Source organism: Microcoleus sp. PH2017_12_PCY_D_A, assembly GCF_020738565.1.
In the GTDB taxonomy this organism is placed as follows: domain Bacteria; phylum Cyanobacteriota; class Cyanobacteriia; order Cyanobacteriales; family Microcoleaceae; genus Microcoleus.
Genome location: NZ_JAEQCI010000020.1, coordinates 64,729 through 87,912 on the forward strand (window position 1 = coordinate 64,729; position 23,184 = coordinate 87,912).

Genomic DNA, 23,184 nt, shown 5'->3' on the forward strand with positions numbered 1-23,184 from the left:
TCCGGGTTAATAGCCGGGGAGGCTGAACTATTTAGTTTTCAAGGTTCGGAACAGCCAGAGCATTAGTTTTTCGAGATCCATTGCCAGGCTTTGACCGCAGATTCACAAAGGCCTCTACCACTTCGTCAGCGCTGCACGCATAGACCTCCATTATTTTCGGCACGAGTAAAAGGTGTGGAGTAGACAGCCCCCGTTCCCATTCACTAATGGTTGACTCCCGTACCCCAAGAAGGTCGGAAGCCTGTCTCTGCGTTAAATTAATTCGTTTTCGCAATAACACAGGCGTTACTACTTGTTTTTCCTTGTGAGTCATAGTATAGTTCAAATAACGGTTAAGCGCAAGTGAAAAATCGCAAGGGCTTAACCGTTAGCTAGGTAGGTACAACAAAAACAGGCAGGTCGGTGATTTGCCGTCTACGACCTGCCTGTCTCAAATATAAAGGTCTCTCAAGCGATCGCCGCGACTAACCGTATAAGACCCGAGGGCATCGGCTGGCAGTGGCGAAAGTAAGAGTTGCTCCCTTCATATCCCAAAGTCTGTCATTCCACACCTACCGCAGTGAATAGGTATTTCCTCGCACTGATTTTTGTGCAGCTTTTAGCCTGCCAACAATTTTATGAACCGCCACCTAACCGTGGGGGCGATCGCAGAGATTCCACAAAAGCAGAGGTGATGCCTATGACCTAATACCTAATACCTAATACCTGGACTGCCTATAAACTTCCTTCCTATCATTCGCCGGCGATCGTGCGGTAGGACGTGCGATCGCCTTTCTCCCATCAATACACGGCAACAAACATGACTAATCAGAATTGGTACGGAATGTGGTTTTGGGACTATCTAAATCATGACAGGGACATTATCTCCTCTGACGCTTGGGAGGCCTTTGACATCTGGAAGAAAGCCTACACCCAGGAGCATCCCGATCTGGCAGGTGTTAGCGACTTGGACTTAGTAGAAAACCATTACGAGGACGCCATGGAACCTGTATTTGACTCCTGGCTTTTTAAGGCTTGGCGCCTTTTTTACCTGCCAAGCATGACGCTCCGGGCGATCGTCTGGAGACTCAAACTCTACCTAATAAATTAGGCGATCGTTCTTCCCTCACCCCATCAAGCAAGTAAACCCATGAACACAGGCCGAACCATTGCCAACCACATAGCAATCAACGAAGCCAGAAAAAAGGACATCTTAGAAATCCTCAAAGGCGGCCCTAAAACAGCCCACAAAATCTCTCTCAAGATGCCCGGATTCCATTCCACAGGAACAATCATGTGCCGTCTGCGCGAATTGCAGGCAGCAGGAAAAGTAACAAATTTCGGAGACTTATGGGAAATCAAATGAGTCAAATCAACCCCCTAGATACTTTCAAGAGTGGCTACGACGCAAACGACGAATTAATCAAAATCCTTGTGCGAGATAGAACCACTCTCGGCTTACTTTTTCTCAAACTGGAGAAGCTCGCCTGGAACGAAAAAATGGCAGTGGGCTTGGCCGCCTATCACGGCATCGATAAGACCTCGGCGCAATTAATAGAAATCAAGCCGCGCCACGGGGAATTTGCAGCACCTGTCGCAGAAGCAATGAAATTATTGGAAGCCCTTTCCCCGTCGGCACTGGCCGAGCTGGCCGGGGACATTCTGCAAGATGACTTTGAACTTGAAGCGTAGTGCTGAACAGCATGGCGTGCGATCGCGCTCTAGTCGGTGCGATCGCTTACACTCAATCACCCAATGGAATAACTAGAACTCGACATCTATTACTTACAAGCAATTAAAAATCGGCTAAATAAAGCGGCGCTAAACGACCTAAGCAAAGAGGAAAGACAAGCTTGTATATCTGCGTATTCAGAAGTTGAATCAGTAATAAAAACTCTTGAATTTTTACGTACTATCTTGGGAGGAAAACTGATATGACAACAGCCGTAGTCGATCGACCGACGCCCACCACCGAAATGGGGCGAAAAGAAGCAGAGTCAATCACCCAAGCTATCAAGGATAACTTTGACAGCCTAGGGTCAATGCTTATTCAGGCGCGGGACAGAAAAGCATATAAAGCACTCGGATATCGAACCTTTGAAGGCTACTGCAAGACTGAATTTGGCAAATCAGCATCAAACGCTTACCGCTTAATTGAAGATGCGAAAGTGGTGGCGCAACTAGAAAAAGAGATTGCCAAACGATACGACGAACCGATAATTTTGAATATCCCCAGCGCCTGCCTCCGCCCCTTAAAAGATCTCCCCGACATCAGCGAGAAACTCAAGGCGATCGAGTATGCAAAGAAACTGGCCACGGCAGAGGGGAAAAAGGCTACAAAGAAGCATTTAGAAATAGCAGTATTTGAGATTTCAGGAAAGCGAAGTGAAGACTTCAGAAGCGCTATTCAGAGCTTGGGCTTTACCAGAGGCGTGTCAGTTGAAGCAACACAAACCCTCAAAAAAGACAGAGGAATTATTACAAAAGTAGATAAGCTAGGCAACATCCACGTCCAATTTTATAGCGGGGGAGTCAAATCCGTCTCGCTTAATGCTAGCCAGCTAAGGATATTGACTGACGCGGAAAAACCCGCCCGCCCATTAAATGAAATAACTGCTAGCAAGGGCGACAGAGTGCTAATTTTCGCCCAAGGATTGGAAGGGAAAAAGGGAACCATCTACCAACATAAAGAAGGCAACCAAGCGCTTGTCACAGTGGATGGGGGCAGCAGCCCGATTTACATTGCTTACGCCGAAATGGAGCTGGTTCCGGGCGAGCAAAAAGATACTAACTGGGATTCGGAATTAGTTTGGAATACCGGGAAAAACACATATTATTATTTTCCACAGGAAGACACGATATATAGCGACAAGTGGCCGCAGGGTTTAGCCCTGAAACCTCACTCCCATGAGAAAGACCCCATTGAATTCATCAAAAACTGGGAAGATAAATTCGCAGGTGACCTACTCGAAGCTCTTGTAACTCCAGCAAGATTGAAGACACTAGCACTCGCGCAGGCGATCGAACTCCCAGAGAATGAGGGCAAGGAATTTGCTGCTGATTTGATTGCCAGCTTGAATCAATTGTTTCCGCACTCCAAGCCCAAAGCTATGGGAATAAGTTTTAGCCGTACAATTGACGAGCTAACTTCTGGCAAAAAAACGCAGACTCGGCGTGCGTGGCAAGATGATTACGCCAAAAACTTCATTCGATACTTCGACGAAAATATTGCCATCCCAGCACTAAACAAAGGTCGCCACCGCGGCGGACACGAACTAGGATTCATCAAGCTTACTCGACGGCCATACCAACAGTATCTGTCAGAAATGTCACCCATCGACCTGCAAGAAGAAGGTGGCATGGTTGCGACAGCGCAAGAATTTATTGACACATATTTCGAGGGGCAAGACAAGTTAGTCTGGGTGCTGCACTTCGAGTTTCTGTCCACACCTGTCAGCAATAATACAGCCGCATTAACAGAGGAAAACCAGCGGTTACGGGAGCAATTGGCAGAGGCAGAATTAGCAATCCGGGCAATGGTAAATGCAGCAGCTTTGCGAGAAACAACTACCAAGCTCTTACCTATTAACACCACCAACATCTCAGAGCCCACGCTCCCAGACAAAACAGAAGGTCAGATAGGGTTATTGGTGCGGAGGTTTGAAGACGAGTACAGAAATGGCGAGCCATACCAAATCATAGAAATTGAGGGAGAAAAAGTCAACTGCTTGAAACCTAGCGGTTTTACAGAATGGATACACGAAAGCAATCTAAGAGTAGTAGTAGATCAGCCAATGATTTGGGAGCTTTTAACAAAAGATACAACCGAATTAGTACCTAAAACTCTTGAACAAAATGCAAAATTCTCAGTAGAAGTAGACACCACGGAAGCCCTAGATGTAGACAATGTAGACGCAACCGTAGACACCGCGGAAGCCCTAGGCATAGACAATGCAGGCGCAACTGTAGACACAGAACTAAAGACAGAAATAGCCCAGCAGCGTAAAAAGGCAAACGAAGAGATCGCACGTGACAACAAGAAACTAGCCAGTGCCACACAGCAGCGAGTAAAAAATGCGCTCAACAAACAAATAAATGACTCACGCAACAGATTACTAGAACTCGACACTTTTGAAAAAATAGAGATCGGTCAAACCGTCGAAAAAAAAATATACGAAGGAGTTCACGGTATAGTCACCAAGCTTGACTTTTCACCAGGCGGGCTACCACAAATTTGGGTGAAATGGAGTGACAAAAAATACGCCGAATCAAGCAATGCTTCCTCATTGAATATTTCGCCAGTAATTTCGCTTCCAAGCAGCGTTCCAGGCTTCAGCATTCAAAAAGACATAAATCTCTTGCGCGAGAACCTTCTTGCCTGGAAGGCTCATGCAGAAGAAGAATTAGCAGTGGCAGAAGAACACAACAAAAATATATTCACTCAAAAACTAGAAGCTCGCAGCGCCAGCCTTGAACAGTTACAGAAGTTTTCCAACTTAAGAGTCGGTCAGTACGTTGTAGACAAACTTTCGCCCCGGCGGGGGAAGGTGATAGCGATGCACGCAAAAACCGAAAGGCTGGCACTAGAGGTCAAATGGGAAAGCGGAAAAACGGAACTAACGCCTTTCAGAGATATAGTGCCGCAGCAAATGGTGGATTAACAAATGCAAGCCACCTCACTACCGACCCTACTAGAAATTCCCGAGGATTGGCCGCTAGTACCAGTCAAAGGCAAGCGGGCGTATCAGAAAAAATGGAATTCTAGGCAGTACGATCGCCTAGAAATTCTCACTGAACTAGAAAGCGGCAAGGCAACCGGTCTTGGACTGAAGCTGGGAAACGGATTGCTGGCCGTAGACATTGATGGCGAATCAGCCGCCAAACTTCTAGTCAAATTAGCCGGCGAAAATAGTACCGCAATTTTCTCTAGAACAACTGCCTGGACAAGTGGCCGAGCTGGCAGAAAACAGTGCTTATTTTCGGTACCAGAGTCGGAATGGCATCGCCTCCGCACCCGCAGAATCGGCACCGGAATATCAGGTGACGACGGCAAAGAGGAGTGCCTGGAATTCCGATGGCTCAACCATCAAAGCGTGTTGCCGCCAAGCATCCACCCCGGCATCGGCAAACCCTATGAGTGGATCAACAGCCCGCTGCAAAATCCGCCCTTGCCGGCACCAGAATGGCTAATTGAACTCTGCGAAAACTGGCATAGCGAGTATGTCGGCGATGAGGAGCCAGATTTGGTGAGATTTCCCGCCAGATTGTACGCGCACTTTGGTAGTCAGATAAGAATCTGGCTGCTGGCGCGTCGATTCGATCTATCCCGTTGGAATCCCGGTGGAAAACCAACCGGTTGCGGGATAGGAACTTTTACGCTGCTGGGAGCAAGTCGCATCCTCAATCTTTGCAAACGTCGGGTGTACGAATTACTTCGCGAAGCCAAAAAATCAGGACTTATCCGAGAGTTCAAAAAAGACGGTAAGCAAATAAAAATCTATTACACAAGTTTTGAAAAAGTTGTCGCGATCGCCGGTCTAGAAAAAATAGGGCCGATCGCAGCCATTGAGATAGATGATTTGAGCTCGCTCCACATACTCGCCACAGAAATCGAAGCTCAACATCAGCAAAAGCTTTCACTTTACTGCAAACGCCAGGAGGAAATCGAAACACTCAAAGCTCAAGGCAAAGACCCTGAAAAAATTCCGAGCCGCATAGTGCAGCCGGGAACCCTTCACACCTGCGAAATACCGGCGCGGGTACTGGTACGGGGTTCCCGTTTTCTGTACTGTGATTCGGATTTTGAATTCTACGGTGGGAAGCAAGAGGAGATCGCTAACAATCGGGGGTTGTCTGAATCAACTGTTAGCCGCCACCTTTGTAACTCCTACCGCATGGAGCCGACACCAGTTCAGCAAAAGCGATCGGGAGTCCCCCCAATAATCAAGAAGCAGTTACTAGAAAAATTGCCACAATTGAAGGGAATGCCCGCCGATTTAGGTGCCGAGGATGGCTTGCTATTCTTGCACGAGCACTGGTGGAAGCCTCATACCAATATCTATTTACTGGAGCATCGGCTAGTCTCATGCCGTCGGCGAAGGGGCCGAATCCAGGCAAAAAATAGATAAGTGAAAATTATAGGTTGAAAAATTTTTTCAGGGCGTTTTAGACAATAAGTTTTACTTATTAGATTCTTGATTTTAAGAGTTTTAGAAGAGTTAAAACCTAAACCGCAATGCCAGCGCCCAGCTAAGTTTTTCCAAAAAAAACCGGAAGGAGGAAACGCAAAAACTTCCAAAGCTGAAAAGTGTCCGAAATTTCGGACACTTTCGGCAGAGTTTTACCGTACAAAAGAGGAATGAAAAATTCCCATGTTAGTCAGTTGGAGTTCAAAAACTTATGCCTGATGACCTATTACTACCTAAAGTCCAAGAATTCGTAAACAGGTTTGAGTCCGTTTTCGAAGGTGACTGGGGACACACTAGAGAGTGTTTAGACGATATTCCTCGTGACGAAAATTTTTTAAGGTCTACTTCTACCGAATTTTACACTTCCGATCACTGGAATAATTACATTGCCTTGCTTGACGCATACCGTGACCTTAAAGCGTTTATGAAAAGTGAAGGGATACATCCTGATGACTGCAAAAAATGATCTAGAATGTTTAAACAACAAGCCAGAAGAGGAATAATGGGTAAAACAAATTGAAACTTTGTTGCTGGGTGGTCGTAGCTTAAAAAACGTCCCATTTTTGGGACACTTTTTCTGCGTTTTATCAGCAACCTCCGATCGGCGGAACGAAGCATTTTACCGTCTCAGCAACCCCATTCGCGCCGAGTTGTGCGATCGCAGCGCGAACACAGCGCACCGATCGGACTGCCGGATTTAGTTTGACCGCGCCGCCTATTGTTATCCGCAGCTTACCTTCGGAAACAGACAAACCATCTATCAAATCTAGAATCCTTTCCGCCTCTTCCGCTGTCTCGGCACGCACACCGGATTTGATTTTGGAAGCGCCCCAAAGCAAGCGGCCGTAGATATTCCCCTTGATATAAATCAAGTTGTCAAAGTCACGACACCACTCCAAATCCTCGCGGGGATTCGGGATTTGAGTGTGCCACAAGCTCCCCGTTTGCTTGGGATAATTTTCACCCCAGGTCAATACCAATTGCTTAGGCACATCAAACTCTGCAAATTCTTCGCCCGGTTGCACCGGGTAGCAAGTAGGAGTCTCGCAAGCTTTGGCGTAAGTCAATTTTTGTAGCTCGGTAAACGCTGAAATTTGGCTCGACAAGCCGGCCATCCCATCGCCGTTATAAAGCAAAACTTGAGTGCCACCTTCGCAATCCAGAAAGTTAATATCCCCGGAAATCTTCGCGTCAGATTCGCACACTTCGCCGAGGATTTTCGTACTGATTGCAGCCAGCTTGTCTATCTGACTGCTCAACCCGAGGAAGCCGACTCCAGAATAGCTGCCGTCAAATACGCTGCTACCACAGGCGTAAGTCCCACCTCCAAAAATATCGGGGAAGGTGAATGCAGGTACATCAATATCGCAAACCTCATCCAAGATTTTTTTATTAAAATCTAATACCCTGTCGATTTGACTTTGCAGCCCCAGTAATCCGACGCCAGAGTAATTGTAAGTGCCGAAGGTTTCGTCACACACATAAGTCCCCCCGCCCTGGATTAGCGGGAATTCTATTTCGATGTCGCAAACTTGATTTAATATCTTTTTGTTGAAATCCAGCACTCTGTCAATCTGGCTTTGGAGCCCTAGTAATCCGACGCCAGAATAATTGTAAGTGCCGAAAGTCTCGTCACACACGTAAGTCCCGCCCCCGAAAATATCAGGGAAGGTAAATGTCGGCGCATCAATGTCGCATACTTTTTTGATGAGCATTTTATTCATGCCCAGGATTACGTCTAGTTGCTTGTTTAGCCCTTTTAACCCCTCGCCGGCGTAATCGTAGGGAATGGTAGCGCCATCGCATTCAATAAATCCATTGTTCTTGAATTCTGGGAATCTATCGTCATCTTCGCGCTTTTTACGCTTCAGTTTGTCTGAGATGTCTTTGCAACATTTGTCTAAGCCTTCTTGAGTCTTCTGAAGCGTTTTTTGCAAAGCAGCTAGCGCCACATCTACTTCTGTTAAATCCGCAGTTGCTGTGAGAGTTTGTGGTAACTCCGCTACTGCTGTCATAGTCAGCGGTATTTGAGCCGCCACGTTCATGCCTATTGGAATTTGTGCGGCGGTAGCCATTCCCAGAGGGATTTGTGCAGCCACGTTCATGCCTATTGGAATTTGTGCGGCGGTAGCCATTCCCAGAGGGATTTGTGCAGCCACGTTCATGCCTATTGGAATTTGTGCCGCCACGCCCATGCCCTGAGGGATTTGGGTTACCGATTTCAAGGAAATGCCACTGATGGCTTTTCCCAACCCGTCTAAAGCGACTCCAATCAGCGCTATGCCTACAGCTATCGGCGCAACCATCTCGGCAACTGTTTCGCTGGTAGTCCGTGGGTTTTTTGCTGCGATTTCTACGCCAGTCGCAGTTAGATTTGCGATCGGAGTCAAAAGTTCAACAATTCCCTCCATTATCGGTCGCACGATTTCAGCATCAAACGTCTGCGGAATTGCTGCAATCATTTCAAAAAGGGGATTTATTAAATCGGAAATCCCTTGAAGTAAAGGCGAAAAATCTAATTGAAATCCTTGTTTTAACTGCTGAATGTCTAAGTCGAGTTTTTTCAAAAAATCAACTATCGGAGTCAACAAATTAACTCCGCCTTGGGTCACTTCATCAAGTAAGGAAGGAGTGGTCAAAGGCTTACCTTTGGGGCTTACCGGAGCGAGGGTTATTGTTCCAGTTCCAGGGTTTAAATTTATGTCCAATGCCGGTCTGGGCTTTTCCGCTACCTGTGGCGTTTTGATTTGTGGGCGCGAGGCTGGTTGCGTTGGCGCTTGTTGTGGTTGTGCTATCGGCTCAAATTCAAAAATCGGCGCAAATGGATCGGGGCGGCCGACTGGCGATTGTACTTGTCTTTGTGGTTGCCGCTGTGGCGATTGGGCTGTCGCTGGGCGGAATGCCCCACTATCTCTCGGATCTGAAATTTGCGATCGCACTTGCTGGATCGGTCGCCCGCCAACCATATCAGAGCCGAACCCTGCTGGTTCCGGGAAAACTAGATCCTGGACAACTGCCCCGGCGACGCCCAGACCCACGCCAAGTCCTTTGATTCCTATGCCAACGGCAGCTTTTTGAGCAACAACTGGAGCCGCGCTTTTGAGGTTTACCGGAACATTTTTAACTACCTGCACCTGGGGGGTGTAAGCTGGCGGGCGAATGGGGGCGGACAGTTTTCCTCCCGTTGAGGAACCCAGGTTTATTCCCAGTTTTAATCCCTGTCGCGGTACAGCCGTTGTTGTTGGCGCACTGGCGTCAATGGTGATTGTTTGAGGTTGAAAAGTTATGGGGGTTGCCACTTCCTATCCTCCTGCCCCGTTCCATAAGTTCGCCTCCACTTGGTTTAGGCGATCGATAACGGGCTGTAAATTCAAGTCGATCTTCATCCCTTGCAGCATTTTGTTGATAGCTTTCAATTCTTCGATCGTTCGTTGGTCAATGTGGTCTTTGATCAACTTGTCGCGACCAGCTATTTTGTCTTCAACAATCGTTGCTATCGTATTACAATCGCATCCGCACATATTTTTTCCTGGGGGAGGGGGTGGAGAAGCGTTGCCACCGAAAGAGGGTGATGGGGAAGGGGAAGGGGAAGGAGGGGGAGAAAAGCACCTGGATCTGGTAGGATTGTCTACCTCGAAATAATCCCAGTTGGTTCCCAGAGAATAGTTGTAAAACGATTCAAACCAACTAGAAAGGGAATAATGAGCTTCGTCAGCCGGAATTTCATAAACATATTCGGATTCCCAGCTTGTGATCGTTCCAACCACCGCGCCAGTCATCGAATCCCATGCACTTCTGGGTCTGAGGCAGATTCCCTCCCTGTCTCCCCCGTAACTGTCCGAAGGGCCTTCGCCTCCCCCAGCACCCCAAAAGTTGACTAAGGTAACACATAAATTAGGACAGTTCCTTGTGGCTGCATCAATTTGAGAGGCTGAAACATTTCCAGGAGGCAGGGGAACAAAAGAGGAAGGAGGGGGGGAGGGGGAAGATGAGGAAGATGGCAAAAGAGGGCTAGGGATGTTGCCTCCCCATCCTTGCTCGATCATTTCGTCAAATGTTTTTTTGGGATTATTCAGATTGTTGAGGGAATTAATTTGAGTCGATCGCCTAACATTTTCAATCCCAGAAGGCGGCTGATACACTCCAAAATTCTTCATGAGGCATTCGCGGCGCTTACCCGCAATTGAGCTGTTCCAGAGGAGCAAATAGCGGAAATTGCATTTGCAGCTTGCTCATCAATTATTAATAAATGTCGCAGAGGCAAAGGATGTGCTGAGTTTGTCAGTGTTGCCCCAGTCCCGTATCTAATCCAGCATTCTCCCGCAGGATTAGATAAAGAAGTTAAATATAGTTTTACGAGTTTTCGACTTGCATCTGCTGCCAGAACAACCGTTGGAGAAGCTCCAACAGTAACTGTCGCAGTAGTGTCTTCGGTCAAGCTTCCCGGCAAACCACCCGCCTGACTTCTGTTTAGGTTGTTGCAACAGTTGAGCATTATTAACTATTGAATAAAGTTGTAAACAATATTGTTGTGGTCTTGAAGCAAACTAGATTTCTCTTCCACATACCCGGTTATAGATAGCCAATCATTCTGTTTCCCTGCGCCAGCATTGTTTTGTAATAGCCCAAATCCGCGATCTATCATCTTGGCCACAATTCGCCACCCGAATTTTATCCCGTATATTGTGACGCCAGAGAAGTATTCGTCTATCCCCGCCAAAAATACAGGCTTGACGTTGTACAAATCTATCAGCCCCGCTTCAAAATCCTCGTTTTGGGGGCTTCGCAAATAGACCATCAACGCCTTTTTAGAATTGGCTCTAAAAAATTGATTTTTCTGTTCTTTCTGCGATTCCGTGTCCGTCGGCAAAATATTGGGGGCAAACGTTTCGCCGATGGAATCAATGTATGCCATGCAGCGAACCGTGGCCATGTACCCTTGGTACTTAATGTTTGTTCCCAATACCGTAGCGGTACTGGGAGTGTACAAAATTGCCTCTTGCCCGCTTGTTGCGGGCGTTATTTTTGCGGCAATTTGAGCAATTCGATCGGGCATATGGATCGCCATTTAATTCCTCCTAGTCCCAGAAACAAAGGCACGCTCGCCCGCAACAGAAGTCAGAGCCGATCGCATTGCGCCACCGCTGGCGGCGGGGGCTGCGCTACCGCTCCCACTGAAAAATTTAGTCGCCTGCCCTGTTACTTGACTCGCCGCTTGCCCCGCCTGCCGAGCAATCTGTGGGGCTTGTTTTATAGCTTGTTGTGCAACCTGTGGGGCTTGATTGATTACTTGCTTCCCGGCTTGGCTGGCTCGTGATTGGATGTCCTTTAAGGTTTTGTTGTCCTTGCCATACAAATTCTGAGAGGCTTGTCCCGTCCACTTGTTGGCAGCGCCACTCAAGTCTTTCAAGAATCCCTGCGCCGTCTCGGCGGCCGCTTCTTCGCCCGGCCTTACAAGAGTTTCTACAGCCTGCCTCATTCCTTCCGAAAATTCCGCATTAGCTAGCTCCATTGTTTCAGCCCAGGATTGTCCGGGTTGCCACTGCTCCCATGTGTTTGGATCTTGAATAGTGGGAATATAGCCTGGGGGGTATTTTTCACCTGTTTTGGGGTCGATGATGATAGGTTGCCCACTCTCCACCACGGCATAAATTGTGGTGTGTCCAAATTGCTGTCCGAGTGGATAAATATTGCCATTCATCCCTCCGGGCTGTCCCCCAAATCCCTGCATCTGTGGGTTCCCAAATTGCTGCTGCTGCATTGAGGAAAAATTTCCTTGCCCCAACTGAGTAGCCTGCTGCTGGTTTGTGATCGGAGTCGATCGAGGTTGGTTCGTGAATGCTCCTGCCATTGCTTTCTCCAAATTAAATCAAGTTAGGATTTGGCGTCTCAGTCAATCTTGGTTCCAGTATCCGAACCGTAAATATGTACTGGGTGAAGGGCTTGCTCACCCCATCCGATACCTCGTTGATGATCGAAGTCCCCTGCGGGAAAATGGCAAACTGCGCGTCGTTCGAGGTGTCTTGCTGCTCGTTGAAACGAAGGAACATAGCTCCAATAATGCTCTCGCTTGTATTATTGGCGGCTGCCGTCAAGCCAACAAAGCCCAGCGGGTTGCGAGTGCTCACCAAGTCGGCTTTCAAAATGGTGACAGAAGTCGCGGTCTGAGTAGCCCCAGGGCCGAAAAAAGTCGTTAAAGGTTTGTCGATCGCCATAGTTAATCAGTTATTAGATTGAATTATTAGATTGAATTGGGATTTGGGATCGAAGACGTTGCGTCATCTTGCCAAATTTCGATTTGACAAGTGTATCTTCGCAACCACTTATTAAACTGAAATTCGAGCGATTGCTCGAAGGGAGAAATACGAAATTGAGAATCCGAGCTCTGGTCTTGATTGCGCTGCCACCGCAAGAAAACAGCCAATGCCGTTGACTCGGCATTATTGACCGCAGCGGGGGTGAAGGTGTAGCTTGGCACGAGCCCCGCTGGTGCGACTAAATCATTTTTTAGGATGATGATTTCAGTGCCTGTTTGGGTTGCGCCGGCACCGAAGAAGTTTGTGAATAGAGGTTCGCTAGGCATGATTATTCGTGCCAGATAATAACTCTTGCTGGCAGCCCCAAGACCAGTCCGGAGTCAGTTGTTGTTCTAATGACAACAAAATTATTAGAGAGGGATAGAAAATAACTATACCCTGCTAAACCAATGCCTCCAGGGGGAAACCGCAGAGAATTCGAGCCGCTGGTCAGGGTAGCGATCGCACTTACGGCCCTGATTCTCGAAAAATCGAAGCCAGCGCCAAAAACCGGGTTGAGATCGACACTCACCAAATTTGACGCCGCAGCAGGAACAGTTGTATTTACAACTTTAAATTGAAGCCCTGCTACACCACTATTTAAGTTAGTAAGTGTCCCCATTAAACAGTGGCCTCGCTCATTATCACACTTGCCGTCCCCGCCGCCGTAATCAAGCTCACAGCTCCCGTATAGCGAAAAGCACTTGGCTCACTATCATAGTGATACCCGGCAGGCACTGGCTGTTCGTAAAGGAGGGAGCTTACGGTCGATCCTTCGCGCATGAAGACCGTGGCGGGGCCTGCATTATAAAAGGAGAAACCAGCTCTGTTAGCGTTAGCTGCAAGCGCAACCGATGCCGTTGTAGTCACACTGACAGCAACGGGGATTTTTGCATTTCGAGATAGGGGGAGCTGCTGCTGAGACTGTGTGGGGTTAAGGTTGTAAATTGCTCTCATTATTCCTCCGGTGGTTGGTCAACGATAAAAAGCTTTTTCTTGAAACTTACGGCACACAATTCTTTTTTCTTGAGCAACCGCAAAACCTGAGGCTTGCTCAAAAAATACTTGGCGCAATAATTGCGAAGCGAAATACAAGAGGGCGGATTTGCCTGCGCCCCGGCACCTGCATAAAAAGTGCTGGGGTAAGTTTTGCGATGTATCTTGTTCTTTCTTCGCATTTATACAAGATAAAAAAAACACCCGCCGAGTGACCGACGGGTAACATAAATTGATATTTATAAAAATATTTATGTATTTAAATATTTATTTAATGCGTCTGCCACGATCTCCCACATCTTCTTTTTTTCGTCCAGCGCTCGCTGTTTGAGCTTGAGTAGAAGGTCGCTCGCTATCTTTACCGTCATCAAAGTTGACTGCATAGGGTGTCACCTACAATAAATAAATATTTAAATAATTATGGCATATTGCTCTATTACATATCAACGCCTGAAACTACTATCGCGAACTGGTCGTCGAGTGTTTTTACCTTTAAACCCGACGAGTCGTTTTCGTTTCAGAAAACGGACATGAACGGCGCTTTTCGCTAGGCTTGAAGGGTCAACAAATTACTTCGACTTTCGATTTATGCAAATTTCACCGAACGAGATTTTCGCCGGTTACATCTTCGATACGGCTACAAGCGAAATCCGTATCCCCCTCGCATCACTTCCCGGCCTTTCTGCATCTGAAGCGGATGCCACTACAGGTAACGGGATGGAAGTGATTCGGCAAATTGTCGATCGCACTCACTCAGCAGTAACCGCTTTGGCTCCGACAGCACGGCCGACTAAAGCGACGGTTGCAAAGCCTAATCCGTCGATCGCCTCTGGCGCAAGCGTCACCCCGGGCACTTTGCGGCAAAACTATACGCTCAGCTTTGATTTGCAACCTACCGGACTCGAACTCGCATCGGAGGCTAGCTAATGGCCAGACCAGAAGGGATTACCTTTCGGGGAGATAACTACGTACCCGACTGGGGAGTCGCAACAGCCCCCATCCGATACAGCTACACATTCAAAATTCCAGACACCCTTACGGACGACAACATTGAGACGATCATCACCGCAGTTGGCGGGACTATCGTAGATAAAGACTCAAAAGGGATACCTTGCGACGCCGAAGGATTTCCATGGTCGCCAAGGAAACTGGTATTTTGGTTTGAAGGCGGGAAGACTGTATCAATTCCCGTCCCAGACAAAGTAAGTATAGTAGCGACATCAAATGCAATAGCCACGGTCTTAGGCCTCATTGCACCGGTAGTTTGTGTCTCCCTGGAGGGAGAAACATGGAACAACATTATCGACGAGCTACCAGCACCAGCTACTGCGATCGTACCGACCCCGATCGTGATCGCTGAGTCACCAGCCGGTCAAAAAGAGCTGAGCTATGTCGGCAGTATGGTCTACGACACGGACGGCACGAAGGAACTCAACAAAGCTTTCAAGATGGCGACAGACGTCGCAGACGCACCCTACGCAGTGTACGCAGACGCCATAGACGATTGCTTGGTGGCGGGCGGAGGCATCAACACAAGCCAAAGTAGATGCCCCGGATTTCGCGGGAAATCCTTCGAACACCGAAGGTTTAGGGTTGTCATGCAACAGTCGAGGCGGATTGTAGAGGGCGACGGGGGCGGTGCAGAATCAACCGTCGGTCTAAAAAAATCCGCAATGCTTGTCCCGATGACCAGCCGACTAAACGCAGATATTCGGACTTGTGCGATCGCGCTGCGAGACGTTCCCGCAACCCTCTGCCTTGGATATAGAGGCGAGTGGGACAAAAGATTCTCATCCAAGAATCCCGCGGCACTTCCGTAAAAAACAGTGGCCACCTATCGTGGCGATTACACGACGGACACCGGAAAAGTTTACTTTTCTGTATCTCTATCCGTCTCGGAAATCGCCCCCGAATTGATACCAGAAATTTTCTCCTCCAACACCACTCAGGGCCCCGGTTTTTGTGCATTACCTCGCAATGTTAAGCCAAGAAAGGCAAGCCTAATAGATACAGAAGGGCTGAGCTACCAGATCGAGTATCCATTCAGGCCGGGGACTCCCGAATGGATACTATTTTGGGAGCAAATAGAAGAGAACCCCCTAGTAATTTCCAGCAGTGGAAATGGCGAAATAGTCAAAGGAATAAAATGAGATACATCATCGTCAAGAACGAATCGAATTCCGACGGTACAATCAGTTTCCATGGAGCTCACAAAGCCACACGCAAGGGTACCAAAAGCTCAATTGAATGGATCGATCTAAAGTCTGCCACAACGAACACAATAGACCCCGATGCGTGTGACCTTCTATCCTTCGACGAGATGAGCGAAGCAGAAGAATTATTAGAGTCCACAGGGGAAGACGAGGCAGAAAGCACTGCAATACTAGGAGTAAATGCCGACTAGCGCCGAAACAATTAAGACCTTTAAGACGGTCAGGGGTAGAGATTTAAAAATTCGATACACTCAGGATAACTTAGAGGATGCTTTAATTAACCAAAGGCAATATTACGATGAGAATGGCGACGAATTAACTCCCTTAACACCCTCGCTCTTAGCCCGTCAAGTGGCAACCAACAACCCAACGATTGACCGCCTTGGCAATGCGGAACCGCGTCATATCTCCGCGTGTTTCGGTTCACCCGACAACAAGACTGGCGAGAGTAACTTTAAGATTGTCGTCCCTTACGCGCCAGGGGACAACAATCAAATCGAACAAATAAAAGAGGTGTATGATTACACTTCTACTAGCGCATTCTTATCGCCAAAGTCCCCTTTGAGCTTGACCTATCACGGCGAAAACTATGGCTAAATGCCTGCACTTACTGTTGTTCTAGACACGCAAATTATCACCGCGACTCCGGTTTACACAGACTGGTTCCCGCTGAACACCTTGTTCTTGGTGTTCCAGTCCGATGACACGGGTGAATATGTGGAAACAGGGGAATTTGTCGAGGTAGCGGTAGCTTTATTTTCTCGAATACAAGAAACGCCATTAGTCGAACGATTGTGCGCTTTTCAGGGCTCGATAAACACGATCGACTTCGTTCGGATTCCAAACTTTCGCTATCGAAACGACCTATTCTCAATGCGCCTGCTAATCAACCCCTCAACAGGGTTTCATTGTCGGATTATCGCCGTTAGTGACAATAGTATTCCAAGCATTGAAGGTGTTATCGGACAATTGGAAGATATTACCGAACAACTCGAAAACTTAGTAGACAATCCATAAAAGATGTCTTAGGATAAACAAAGCTAGTTGACCTGTAAAAGATACGTTCAATAGCTAGTCAAGCAAACAATCAACCAACCAATAAAACTCATGGATCCAAGATTCGCACAAGTGGTTCTAGCCGCAATTACGGCCAACTTTAATTACACAAAGCAAATTGACGAAAGGACTGGAGGCTCTGGACAAAACGAAGTCTCGCTTAACGAAGCCATCATGGCCCTACAAAACCTAACCAGTCAGGTCAACGAGCAAATCGATATCCCAGCAGAGCCGGTCGAACAACCAGCCGCGTAACCCTTCCAGTCAAAAGATGGTGAAATACGGATTTTGCCATCTTTGAATTAATATAGTCGGCAAGAAAAATGACGCCAATTGTAATTGCAGAAACAGTGAAAGGGCAGGTGAGACTAACATACCCACACCTCCCAGACTTCGAGCTAAAGATGGATTTCAACCCAATAATTAACAAATTCCGTCTCGCAGGCAATTTTTGCTTAGTGCACTGGCAGGCTAAACCCTTTGGACTAAGAAGATGGGGGGTTTACGATGGCAAAAAAGACAAATATTACCCATTTACATGGAATGGGGCCCTTTGCTCAACGCCTCCGAGATTTCTTCAGATAGATGAAGAACTGGTGAAGTCAGTACCTACAGCAGTCCTACTTTTCCTTGATACAACAGTAATCTTAAAAGAATATTTGACTCTTGCTAGCGTGAGACAAAATGCAGAAGCTCGTTGACCTAATCAAGGCAGATATTGCTACCACTGTAATTGCTTCCCTTGGGCTAATCGTCGCTTTTCTTGGATTGTCAATAAGTTTCTGGCAAGCCAGAAAACAGCAAAGAAAAGAACACTTAGAAGAAATTCGATTAAGGGAAATAGAGATAAAGGAAGCAGTTAAACAACGGGAACACATGGCGCAGCAAATGAAATTGCAAGCTCAACAGGTGAAGTTCCAAGGGGAACAAATAGCTCAAATTCTCGATTGGGTTTCCAAAATTACATTCCAGAACAGGAAAGACTAATGGACAAAATCTCACTACGTATTGCATTGTTTTGTATATGTCTTTGCGCTTTCGTTTCTTGTCTAGGACTGATAATTGTAATATTAGAGGCGCAGCCAATTCCACCAAGCTTAATTGAATTAATAATTACAATAATTGCCGTCATAGGAGCTTTTTTGGCTCCGTCACCCCTGCAAAAATAACGGAGTCTCACGTGAGCCATTCACTCGCCTTTACGATGCCGCTAACTGCGTCCAGTGACCTGATTTACGGCAGCTTGAAATTAGTTTATCGCGACGGACAATATATTGACTACATAGCAACTTCGGGTTGCCAGCAATGGCAGCAGCCGGGCGATGAATGGGCAAGGGGAAAAGGGCCGATTCCAGCAGGCTTTGACTACAGAATCCCCACAACTCCCTACTGGCTGCCGACACGAGGAATAGAAGGATTTTTCTTTCACATCACACCGGATCCAGTGTCAAGCTTGGGTGATACCAGAAGTGAGCTAGGGATTCACTTCGATGCCAATGCGCCAGGAAGTGCTGGGTGCATCGTGCTCAAAAATTTCTCGGGATGGCAAAGATTTTGCGATCGCATGGAGGCGATCGCAAAATCCGGCATCAAGTCAATTCCACTCTCGGTTAACTATCACTAAGGCAATTGTGGCTGATTTATAACGTGGCCGTAGTGCTGAAGGATCATCTTACCGTCGCGATGCCCAGCAATTTGAGCAACTTGTGGCACCGACAAGCCACTTTCGAGAGCTTGACTCAGAAGAGTGTGTCGCGTAGCGTAGGGCTTTCTGTAAGGAATATCTAAAAACAATAATGTGGGCATCCAACATTGAGAACGAAAATTGCCATGATCTATAATTTGCCCCTTGGGGCTTTTAAAAATTAGACCACAAGCATTCTCGGTAATTATTGAGCTAAAGAGAACAAAGACACGATCGGACATCTTCAAAGTGCGGACAGATTCTTTGGTCTTAGGAGATTTACAAATTTTCTGGTATTTCCCCCGCTGCCGAGACACCGACTGCCTGATAAAAATCAAGCGCTTTTCTAAATCAACACTGTCCCAAGTTAACCCGACAGCTTCCCCAGTCCTCACTCCCGAAAAAAGTAAAAATCGCACAAACGGTGCGTAAGTGACATAGACCCGATCGACATGATCTAATATTTTTTCGATTTCAGCGTCTGACAATGGCGCTTTTTTCTTGTCCGATCGCCGTCGTTCATCTTCGGTGGTAATGCGGGAGCGAACCTTCTTCAAGGGATTATCCACTGGCTCAACAAAGCCTTCTTCTACGGCCCACAGCAGGCACGATCGCAGCATCGATAATCGGCGGTTAAAGGTACTGGCAGCTAGCTTGCTAAATTGAAGCCATTCAATATTATCGAGCGAGGGATTTTTTGCCTTGACAAGCATAGCTCGTACACAGGCATAGTGATCGGCTGCGGTAGAATTTGGCAGATCAAGGGAGAAAACCCACTTGTCCCAAATGTCGAGCCATTTTAACTTCCGTCCTCCTTTGGCTAGCGGAATTTCAGCGCTACTTTTATGCCGATACTTTTCTAATGACGAATCAAAATGCCCAGCAAGAACATCATTTTCAATTCTTGTAGCAATAGCTGCGACCAATTGCCGATCGCGCTTATTTTCCCATTTACCCCCTTTCAAAGGGGCGAAGGAAAACGAAACACCCTCAACAGTGAATTGCAGGCGGACGCCTTGTCTATCTTTCGATGGCTTAATATTCATTTTTAGCGGAATTCCAGCGCAAATTTAAGTTGCGGTAGATCCTACTAATCTATCAAACTGCTGGGATTCTTACCAGCTATGAACGGGACAGACGGGGCTCGAACCCGCAACTTCCGCCGTGACAGGGCGGTGCTCTAACCAATTGAACTACTGTCCCTCGTTTTGCCTTTGTTTCAGGCACAATTTCTATTATGCAGATAACTGCACCGTTTGTCAAGAGGTTTTTTGAACTTTTATTTGGAAGCCCAAAATCTGAGTCTCTTGCAGGGGACTGAAGTTGTTGTCGCTCACCAAAATCAGACCTCTGCTACCATCGGCTAAATCGGGGCCAAATGTCAAGCCCTCAATGTTGTCTAGGGGGATTTTCAGGGTTTCCAAATCCAGCAGCAGCCGTTTTTGAGCGGGAGAAACCTCGCTGATAAGGCTTTTGAGGCTTGCGATTGCTTCAATGCGATCGGCTTTTTCCAAGGAAATCTCAAAAATTCTGATCGTCGTGCCGGTTTCCAGGGAGAAAGCGCGCTCTAAACTGATCAAGCGCTTGTCGTCGATCGCCAATAAATCCACTAAACCGTTGCTAGTTAATTTTCCCACAGGATTCGCGCCGGCGGGTAGCGCTTCGGTGATGTAGAGAAAAGAGGCATCTGGATTGCCGCTGACCGCATCGTACCGCAAAATCCGGCACGGGCTGCCTTTTTCCAGGGAAGTTACGGCGCCATCTTGAACTGTAGCGTTTTCGGTGGCGGTGAATAGGTATTTGCGATCGCCAGTTAAAGTCAAACTTTCAAAGGCGAGATTGTTGCGGATGCCTTTGGTGCCTTTGGCATCGGGCAAAAATAGGTCAGGAATTAAAAGCGTTTTCAGCAGTTTACCATCCAGGGAGAATTCTTTGATGAAAGGAGCGATTTGGCGATCGACATCTCCCTCGGAAGAAACAAACACGCTCTTGCCCGTAAAAGCTATCCCTTCTGGATCTAAACTTAATTCGGGAAAACTTTTACCGTTTTCATCCAATAAAGTCGTCACACCAGTAAATTCAATCTTTTCTTTTTCCAGTTTACCAGATGCCAAGTTAATTTTTAGAGAATAAAAGCGAGCCGGAGCCTTGCTGCTGCGATCGTCAGAAATGGCATAATAAACTTGTTTATCGGCATCATAGGTAATTGCCGAAAGCCCGCCAATTTCCGTTCCTTGCAACGGAGAACCTGTTGGAAATATTGCTCTCCCAATAAAATCTATTTTAGTTACAGCGAAAGACTGGGCTGACAGGTGGAGCGAGATAGCAACTGTTGCGGCTATCAAAAAACAGGCAATAAATATAGTTGCTTTTGCTAAATTTCGCATTTTACTTAATAATTAATGGTTTAATTCTAGCGCGTGTTTACCCAAGGTCCGGCAGGGGTTTAAACCCCTGCCTCATAGCGAAAGTCGTCTGAAGACGACTGTGGAATTTGACATAAATTGTCGGTGGAATCTGACGAAAAACGTGAGGAATCTTAGTTTTCTTTTAGAGGACTTTCGCTATGAGACAGCAGGGGTTTAAACCCGACCTCATAGCGAAAGTCGGTTAAAACCGACTGTGGAATTTGACATAAATTGTTGTCGGTGGAATGTGACCAAAAATGTGAGTAATCTTAGTCCTCTTTTAGAGGACTTTCGCTATGAGACAGGGGTTTTTAACCCCTGTCGGACTATCGGACAACCGCGAAATTTATGGCGCTTTTGGAGCGTTAAATCCTGTCTAACAAGCGTCAACCTTCCCATTTAACTATCAACTATGTTCGATCCAACAAAAAATTAGTCAACCAATCTTTAACTATATAAGTAGCGCGACAGTCGTCCTCATTGTAGCGGACGATCGCCTCCAAGAGATCTCGATCGCCCGTTTTGAGCCAATCATCGTACCAGCAGACACACTGAGCACCATTAGCCTTAGCATCGCGCCAGTCAAAACCCAACCAGCGCGCAATCGGTTTCAGCGCGTAACTTTCCACCGGCATAATCGCTTGTTGCGTCACTTGCTTGTGAATATCCACAAACCGTTTCAGCACCGGTTTCCACAGATAAGCTGGAGTGTTGTAAAGTTTAGCCAGCCGCTTAAAAGTCTTGACTTCGTAGTCGCAAAAGTGGAAAATCGGAGCAATGGGATAAGCCCACATTAATTCTAAAAATTGCTCCCAGATTGCACCTTCCTCTGCTGCTGATTCTGCCAGGAAACCGTGAAATTTTTCAGTTTTGTTGTACCTGTCCACAACTAAGACTCCGTGAAGATAATCTAAGTTTAAGTCGGGTTCCGCTTCAATGTCAAAGTAGAGTTCGATTGGGGCGATCGGCAAAAACACCGATTGAGAATAAGGAATAGGCTTGCTGCGGAGAATTGGCGCAGGCTTGGAAGGTGAAGCAGGCTTATTTTCTGTATTCTTTACCAGCTCAATTTTAGGAATTACTAAACTATTATTTGGATTTTCTGGTATTCTTATAAACTGATTGACCGCTGCCACAGCCGAACCTACATCCGTTACATCCGTTACAGAATCCGCTGCCGAACCTCTATCCGTGACATCGGTTAAATCCGTTAAAAAATCCGTTTCTGAACTTCCTTCATCTCGCAGCAGGGGTTGATTGAGCAAGTGAGATTGAGCTTGCCGCACCACATCAAAAGCCACTTTATCGGGAAATTCTGGATAACTACCTAGCAATTGGGAACTAGCATTAGCGAGAGATTCAACATCAGTAATTTCGAGACTCTTTAGTCTAGCATAGCGGCCGGCAGTAACTCCGGGCAATAGTGAAAGATGTTTAATAGATTCGGCTTCGGCGTGACAGACAGTATACCAACCGCAAAGATTGCACTTTTGGCGGGAAATGAAAACCTCCGGCTTATCCCGATTTTCGATCATCTCAATGCAGTCGTCTAAAATGTCGAACATCTCAGGAGTCCGCCGATCGAGATTAACTTCCCAAAGCCCTTTTTTTCGTAGCATCAGCCACGCACGATCTGGCATTCTTTCCTGCATGGAAGCTAATACTTGGGCGTGAAAAGCTGCAATAATTTGATAGTCTAATTTTGGTCGCTTGCTAAGCCAAATATCCGCAGTTGCATAACTCCAATCGCCAAATTTGGATTGTCCGGGCTGCTTGATTAATAAATGCGGGCGGCTGACTAAGGTAATATTTGAAGAGTGAAGGGTGGAGGATGAAAGATGCAGGGGAATTTCGGGAATTTCGCCAAATTCGGGGAAGTATTGACTGTCAATTCCTACCAGAGAATCTTTTGCGCCGCTGGTTTTACCGAATTCGCCCCGGATGAGCACTCCTCGATAAATGCGATCGACTCCTTGCTGCATTAAACTCAAGGTAGCGGCCGCCCCAGCTTCCCAATCTCCTCTACGATATGATGGTTGTTGGTAAGTCTCGTGTTCTAAAACCTGCTGCTGGTACGTCCCGCTGTCGCGCATCAGTTTCAGCAGAAAGTCGCTGGGAGGATCTAGTTGTTTCCAGTCTCCGCAGGTGTCTAAAAATGCTCGGAGATGGCATCGCTGATAGGAAAGTAAGAGTTTGTCAGTTATTAACATTTAGTGTTGGCAAAACATAGAATAATTAGAAGTCATTAGTCATTGGTCATTAGTCATTAGTCATTAGTCATTAGTCAGGGAGCATTTTGGCGGAATCCAAAAACTAGATTTTACGACGACTTACTGTCCTCAAATATCACTACAAATTCCCCAA

26 protein-coding genes and 1 tRNA gene are annotated in these 23,184 nt (G+C 46.9%); 14 read left to right on the top strand and 13 right to left on the bottom strand.

The features are described from left to right. Nucleotides 1-31: 31 nt before the first annotated feature. The gene (locus tag JGK39_RS33560; RefSeq protein ID WP_366048744.1) at nt 32-313 is read right to left on the bottom strand and encodes a helix-turn-helix transcriptional regulator; all 282 of its coding nucleotides are present in this window, start codon (nt 311-313) and stop codon (nt 32-34) included. Between the two features lie 486 nt (nt 314-799). On the opposite strand from JGK39_RS33560, the gene JGK39_RS04990 reads away from it, so the two are divergent. The 5 genes from JGK39_RS04990 (at nt 800) to JGK39_RS05010 (ending at nt 6,107) form a co-directional block, all read left to right on the top strand. Then, on the top strand, nt 800-1,090 hold the full coding sequence (locus tag JGK39_RS04990) for a hypothetical protein (RefSeq protein ID WP_293295904.1): 291 nt from the start codon (nt 800-802) through the stop codon (nt 1,088-1,090). A 39-nt stretch (nt 1,091-1,129) separates the two neighbouring features. Continuing rightward, nucleotides 1,130-1,345 carry a hypothetical protein gene (locus tag JGK39_RS04995; RefSeq protein ID WP_293295902.1) on the top strand — a complete coding sequence of 72 codons (216 nt, stop codon included), beginning with the start codon at nt 1,130-1,132 and terminating at the stop codon, nt 1,343-1,345. After that, a complete protein-coding gene (locus tag JGK39_RS05000) occupies nt 1,342-1,671 on the top strand; it encodes a hypothetical protein (protein WP_293295900.1) in 330 nt (109 codons plus the stop codon). Before JGK39_RS04995 ends, JGK39_RS05000 begins: the two co-directional genes overlap by 4 nt. Nucleotides 1,672-1,913: 242 nt before the next feature. Continuing rightward, the gene (locus JGK39_RS05005; protein ID WP_293295898.1) at nt 1,914-4,640 is read left to right on the top strand and encodes a hypothetical protein; all 2,727 of its coding nucleotides are present in this window, start codon (nt 1,914-1,916) and stop codon (nt 4,638-4,640) included. 3 nt (nt 4,641-4,643) lie between these two features. Further along, nucleotides 4,644-6,107 (top strand): bifunctional DNA primase/polymerase, encoded by a 1,464-nt coding sequence (locus tag JGK39_RS05010; protein WP_293295896.1) that lies wholly within the window; start codon nt 4,644-4,646, stop codon nt 6,105-6,107. Nucleotides 6,108-6,754: 647 nt separating this feature from the next. On the opposite strand, the gene JGK39_RS05015 is transcribed toward JGK39_RS05010, so the two are convergent. From JGK39_RS05015 to JGK39_RS05050, 8 genes are read right to left on the bottom strand one after another with little or no spacing between them, the layout of a single operon-like run. Then, complete coding sequence (locus JGK39_RS05015; RefSeq protein WP_293295895.1) at nt 6,755-9,466, bottom strand: hypothetical protein; 2,712 nt, start codon at nt 9,464-9,466, stop codon at nt 6,755-6,757. Between the two features lie 3 nt (nt 9,467-9,469). Then, nucleotides 9,470-10,324 (bottom strand): hypothetical protein, encoded by an 855-nt coding sequence (locus tag JGK39_RS05020; protein WP_293295893.1) that lies wholly within the window; start codon nt 10,322-10,324, stop codon nt 9,470-9,472. Continuing rightward, nucleotides 10,321-10,662: a hypothetical protein gene (locus JGK39_RS05025; protein ID WP_293295891.1), complete on the bottom strand. Its 342-nt coding sequence runs from the start codon at nt 10,660-10,662 to the stop codon at nt 10,321-10,323. Before JGK39_RS05025 ends, JGK39_RS05020 begins: the two co-directional genes overlap by 4 nt. A 6-nt stretch (nt 10,663-10,668) precedes the next feature. Then, entirely contained in the window at nt 10,669-11,235 is a 567-nt protein-coding gene (locus JGK39_RS05030) for a hypothetical protein (RefSeq protein ID WP_293295889.1), read from the bottom strand. Beyond that, nucleotides 11,236-12,018 (bottom strand): hypothetical protein, encoded by a 783-nt coding sequence (locus tag JGK39_RS05035; RefSeq protein WP_293295887.1) that lies wholly within the window; start codon nt 12,016-12,018, stop codon nt 11,236-11,238. A gap of 13 nt (nt 12,019-12,031) precedes the next feature. Continuing rightward, nucleotides 12,032-12,382, bottom strand: coding sequence for a hypothetical protein (locus JGK39_RS05040; protein ID WP_293233143.1), 351 nt, complete (start codon nt 12,380-12,382; stop codon nt 12,032-12,034). Between the two features lie 26 nt (nt 12,383-12,408). Continuing rightward, on the bottom strand, nt 12,409-12,750 hold the full coding sequence (locus JGK39_RS05045; RefSeq protein ID WP_293295885.1) for a hypothetical protein: 342 nt from the start codon (nt 12,748-12,750) through the stop codon (nt 12,409-12,411). A 2-nt stretch (nt 12,751-12,752) separates the two neighbouring features. Then, the gene (locus tag JGK39_RS05050) at nt 12,753-13,085 is read right to left on the bottom strand and encodes a hypothetical protein (RefSeq protein ID WP_293295883.1); all 333 of its coding nucleotides are present in this window, start codon (nt 13,083-13,085) and stop codon (nt 12,753-12,755) included. A 962-nt stretch (nt 13,086-14,047) separates the two neighbouring features. Between JGK39_RS05050 and JGK39_RS05055 the strand changes: the two genes are divergently transcribed. The 9 genes from JGK39_RS05055 (at nt 14,048) to JGK39_RS05095 (ending at nt 18,352) form a co-directional block, all read left to right on the top strand. After that, complete coding sequence (locus tag JGK39_RS05055; RefSeq protein ID WP_293295882.1) at nt 14,048-14,386, top strand: hypothetical protein; 339 nt, start codon at nt 14,048-14,050, stop codon at nt 14,384-14,386. Beyond that, entirely contained in the window at nt 14,386-15,279 is an 894-nt protein-coding gene (locus JGK39_RS05060) for a hypothetical protein (RefSeq protein WP_293295880.1), read from the top strand. Before JGK39_RS05055 ends, JGK39_RS05060 begins: the two co-directional genes overlap by 1 nt. Nucleotides 15,280-15,285: 6 nt before the next feature. Then, entirely contained in the window at nt 15,286-15,609 is a 324-nt protein-coding gene (locus JGK39_RS05065; protein ID WP_293295878.1) for a hypothetical protein, read from the top strand. A 243-nt stretch (nt 15,610-15,852) separates the two neighbouring features. After that, nucleotides 15,853-16,269 (top strand): hypothetical protein, encoded by a 417-nt coding sequence (locus JGK39_RS05070; protein WP_293295876.1) that lies wholly within the window; start codon nt 15,853-15,855, stop codon nt 16,267-16,269. After that, complete coding sequence (locus JGK39_RS05075; protein WP_293295874.1) at nt 16,270-16,689, top strand: hypothetical protein; 420 nt, start codon at nt 16,270-16,272, stop codon at nt 16,687-16,689. It abuts the gene before it with no gap. A 90-nt stretch (nt 16,690-16,779) separates the two neighbouring features. Beyond that, nucleotides 16,780-16,983, top strand: coding sequence for a hypothetical protein (locus JGK39_RS05080; protein WP_293295872.1), 204 nt, complete (start codon nt 16,780-16,782; stop codon nt 16,981-16,983). A gap of 68 nt (nt 16,984-17,051) precedes the next feature. Next, nucleotides 17,052-17,429: a hypothetical protein gene (locus tag JGK39_RS05085; RefSeq protein ID WP_293295870.1), complete on the top strand. Its 378-nt coding sequence runs from the start codon at nt 17,052-17,054 to the stop codon at nt 17,427-17,429. Continuing rightward, on the top strand, nt 17,413-17,715 hold the full coding sequence (locus JGK39_RS05090) for a hypothetical protein (RefSeq protein WP_293179392.1): 303 nt from the start codon (nt 17,413-17,415) through the stop codon (nt 17,713-17,715). The genes JGK39_RS05085 and JGK39_RS05090 overlap by 17 nt, the downstream gene beginning before the upstream one ends. Before the next feature lie 193 nt (nt 17,716-17,908). Continuing rightward, the gene (locus JGK39_RS05095; protein ID WP_293295868.1) at nt 17,909-18,352 is read left to right on the top strand and encodes a L,D-transpeptidase; all 444 of its coding nucleotides are present in this window, start codon (nt 17,909-17,911) and stop codon (nt 18,350-18,352) included. Here JGK39_RS05095 and JGK39_RS05100 read toward each other — a convergent pair. The 4 genes from JGK39_RS05100 to JGK39_RS05115 all read right to left on the bottom strand — a co-directional run bounded on the left by JGK39_RS05100 (nt 18,349) and on the right by JGK39_RS05115 (nt 23,030). Further along, entirely contained in the window at nt 18,349-19,458 is a 1,110-nt protein-coding gene (locus JGK39_RS05100) for a site-specific integrase (RefSeq protein WP_293295866.1), read from the bottom strand. The genes JGK39_RS05095 and JGK39_RS05100 overlap by 4 nt on opposite strands. Nucleotides 19,459-19,541: 83 nt before the next feature. After that, a tRNA-Asp gene (locus tag JGK39_RS05105) sits at nt 19,542-19,615 on the bottom strand. 56 nt (nt 19,616-19,671) lie between these two features. Further along, a complete protein-coding gene (locus JGK39_RS05110; protein ID WP_293295864.1) occupies nt 19,672-20,799 on the bottom strand; it encodes an esterase-like activity of phytase family protein in 1,128 nt (375 codons plus the stop codon). 431 nt (nt 20,800-21,230) lie between these two features. Next, nucleotides 21,231-23,030, bottom strand: coding sequence for a TM0106 family RecB-like putative nuclease (locus JGK39_RS05115; protein WP_293295862.1), 1,800 nt, complete (start codon nt 23,028-23,030; stop codon nt 21,231-21,233). Nucleotides 23,031-23,184: the final 154 nt, after the last annotated feature.

Coding starts and splice junctions, on each gene's coding strand:
- JGK39_RS05100 (WP_293295866.1), bottom strand. CDS start 19,458: ATGAATATTAAGCCATCGAAAGATAGACAAGGCGTCCGCCTGCAATTC.
- JGK39_RS05025 (WP_293295891.1), bottom strand. CDS start 10,662: ATGCTCAACTGTTGCAACAACCTAAACAGAAGTCAGGCGGGTGGTTTG.
- JGK39_RS05010 (WP_293295896.1), top strand. CDS start 4,644: ATGCAAGCCACCTCACTACCGACCCTACTAGAAATTCCCGAGGATTGG.
- JGK39_RS05080 (WP_293295872.1), top strand. CDS start 16,780: ATGGATCCAAGATTCGCACAAGTGGTTCTAGCCGCAATTACGGCCAAC.
- JGK39_RS05020 (WP_293295893.1), bottom strand. CDS start 10,324: ATGAAGAATTTTGGAGTGTATCAGCCGCCTTCTGGGATTGAAAATGTT.
- JGK39_RS05005 (WP_293295898.1), top strand. CDS start 1,914: ATGACAACAGCCGTAGTCGATCGACCGACGCCCACCACCGAAATGGGG.
- JGK39_RS33560 (WP_366048744.1), bottom strand. CDS start 313: ATGACTCACAAGGAAAAACAAGTAGTAACGCCTGTGTTATTGCGAAAA.
- JGK39_RS05035 (WP_293295887.1), bottom strand. CDS start 12,018: ATGGCAGGAGCATTCACGAACCAACCTCGATCGACTCCGATCACAAAC.
- JGK39_RS05030 (WP_293295889.1), bottom strand. CDS start 11,235: ATGGCGATCCATATGCCCGATCGAATTGCTCAAATTGCCGCAAAAATA.
- JGK39_RS05045 (WP_293295885.1), bottom strand. CDS start 12,750: ATGCCTAGCGAACCTCTATTCACAAACTTCTTCGGTGCCGGCGCAACC.
- JGK39_RS05070 (WP_293295876.1), top strand. CDS start 15,853: ATGCCGACTAGCGCCGAAACAATTAAGACCTTTAAGACGGTCAGGGGT.
- JGK39_RS05040 (WP_293233143.1), bottom strand. CDS start 12,382: ATGGCGATCGACAAACCTTTAACGACTTTTTTCGGCCCTGGGGCTACT.
- JGK39_RS05060 (WP_293295880.1), top strand. CDS start 14,386: ATGGCCAGACCAGAAGGGATTACCTTTCGGGGAGATAACTACGTACCC.
- JGK39_RS05050 (WP_293295883.1), bottom strand. CDS start 13,085: ATGGGGACACTTACTAACTTAAATAGTGGTGTAGCAGGGCTTCAATTT.
- JGK39_RS05000 (WP_293295900.1), top strand. CDS start 1,342: ATGAGTCAAATCAACCCCCTAGATACTTTCAAGAGTGGCTACGACGCA.
- JGK39_RS04990 (WP_293295904.1), top strand. CDS start 800: ATGACTAATCAGAATTGGTACGGAATGTGGTTTTGGGACTATCTAAAT.
- JGK39_RS05055 (WP_293295882.1), top strand. CDS start 14,048: ATGCAAATTTCACCGAACGAGATTTTCGCCGGTTACATCTTCGATACG.
- JGK39_RS05115 (WP_293295862.1), bottom strand. CDS start 23,030: ATGTTAATAACTGACAAACTCTTACTTTCCTATCAGCGATGCCATCTC.
- JGK39_RS05075 (WP_293295874.1), top strand. CDS start 16,270: ATGCCTGCACTTACTGTTGTTCTAGACACGCAAATTATCACCGCGACT.
- JGK39_RS04995 (WP_293295902.1), top strand. CDS start 1,130: ATGAACACAGGCCGAACCATTGCCAACCACATAGCAATCAACGAAGCC.
- JGK39_RS05110 (WP_293295864.1), bottom strand. CDS start 20,799: ATGCGAAATTTAGCAAAAGCAACTATATTTATTGCCTGTTTTTTGATA.
- JGK39_RS05085 (WP_293295870.1), top strand. CDS start 17,052: ATGACGCCAATTGTAATTGCAGAAACAGTGAAAGGGCAGGTGAGACTA.
- JGK39_RS05090 (WP_293179392.1), top strand. CDS start 17,413: ATGCAGAAGCTCGTTGACCTAATCAAGGCAGATATTGCTACCACTGTA.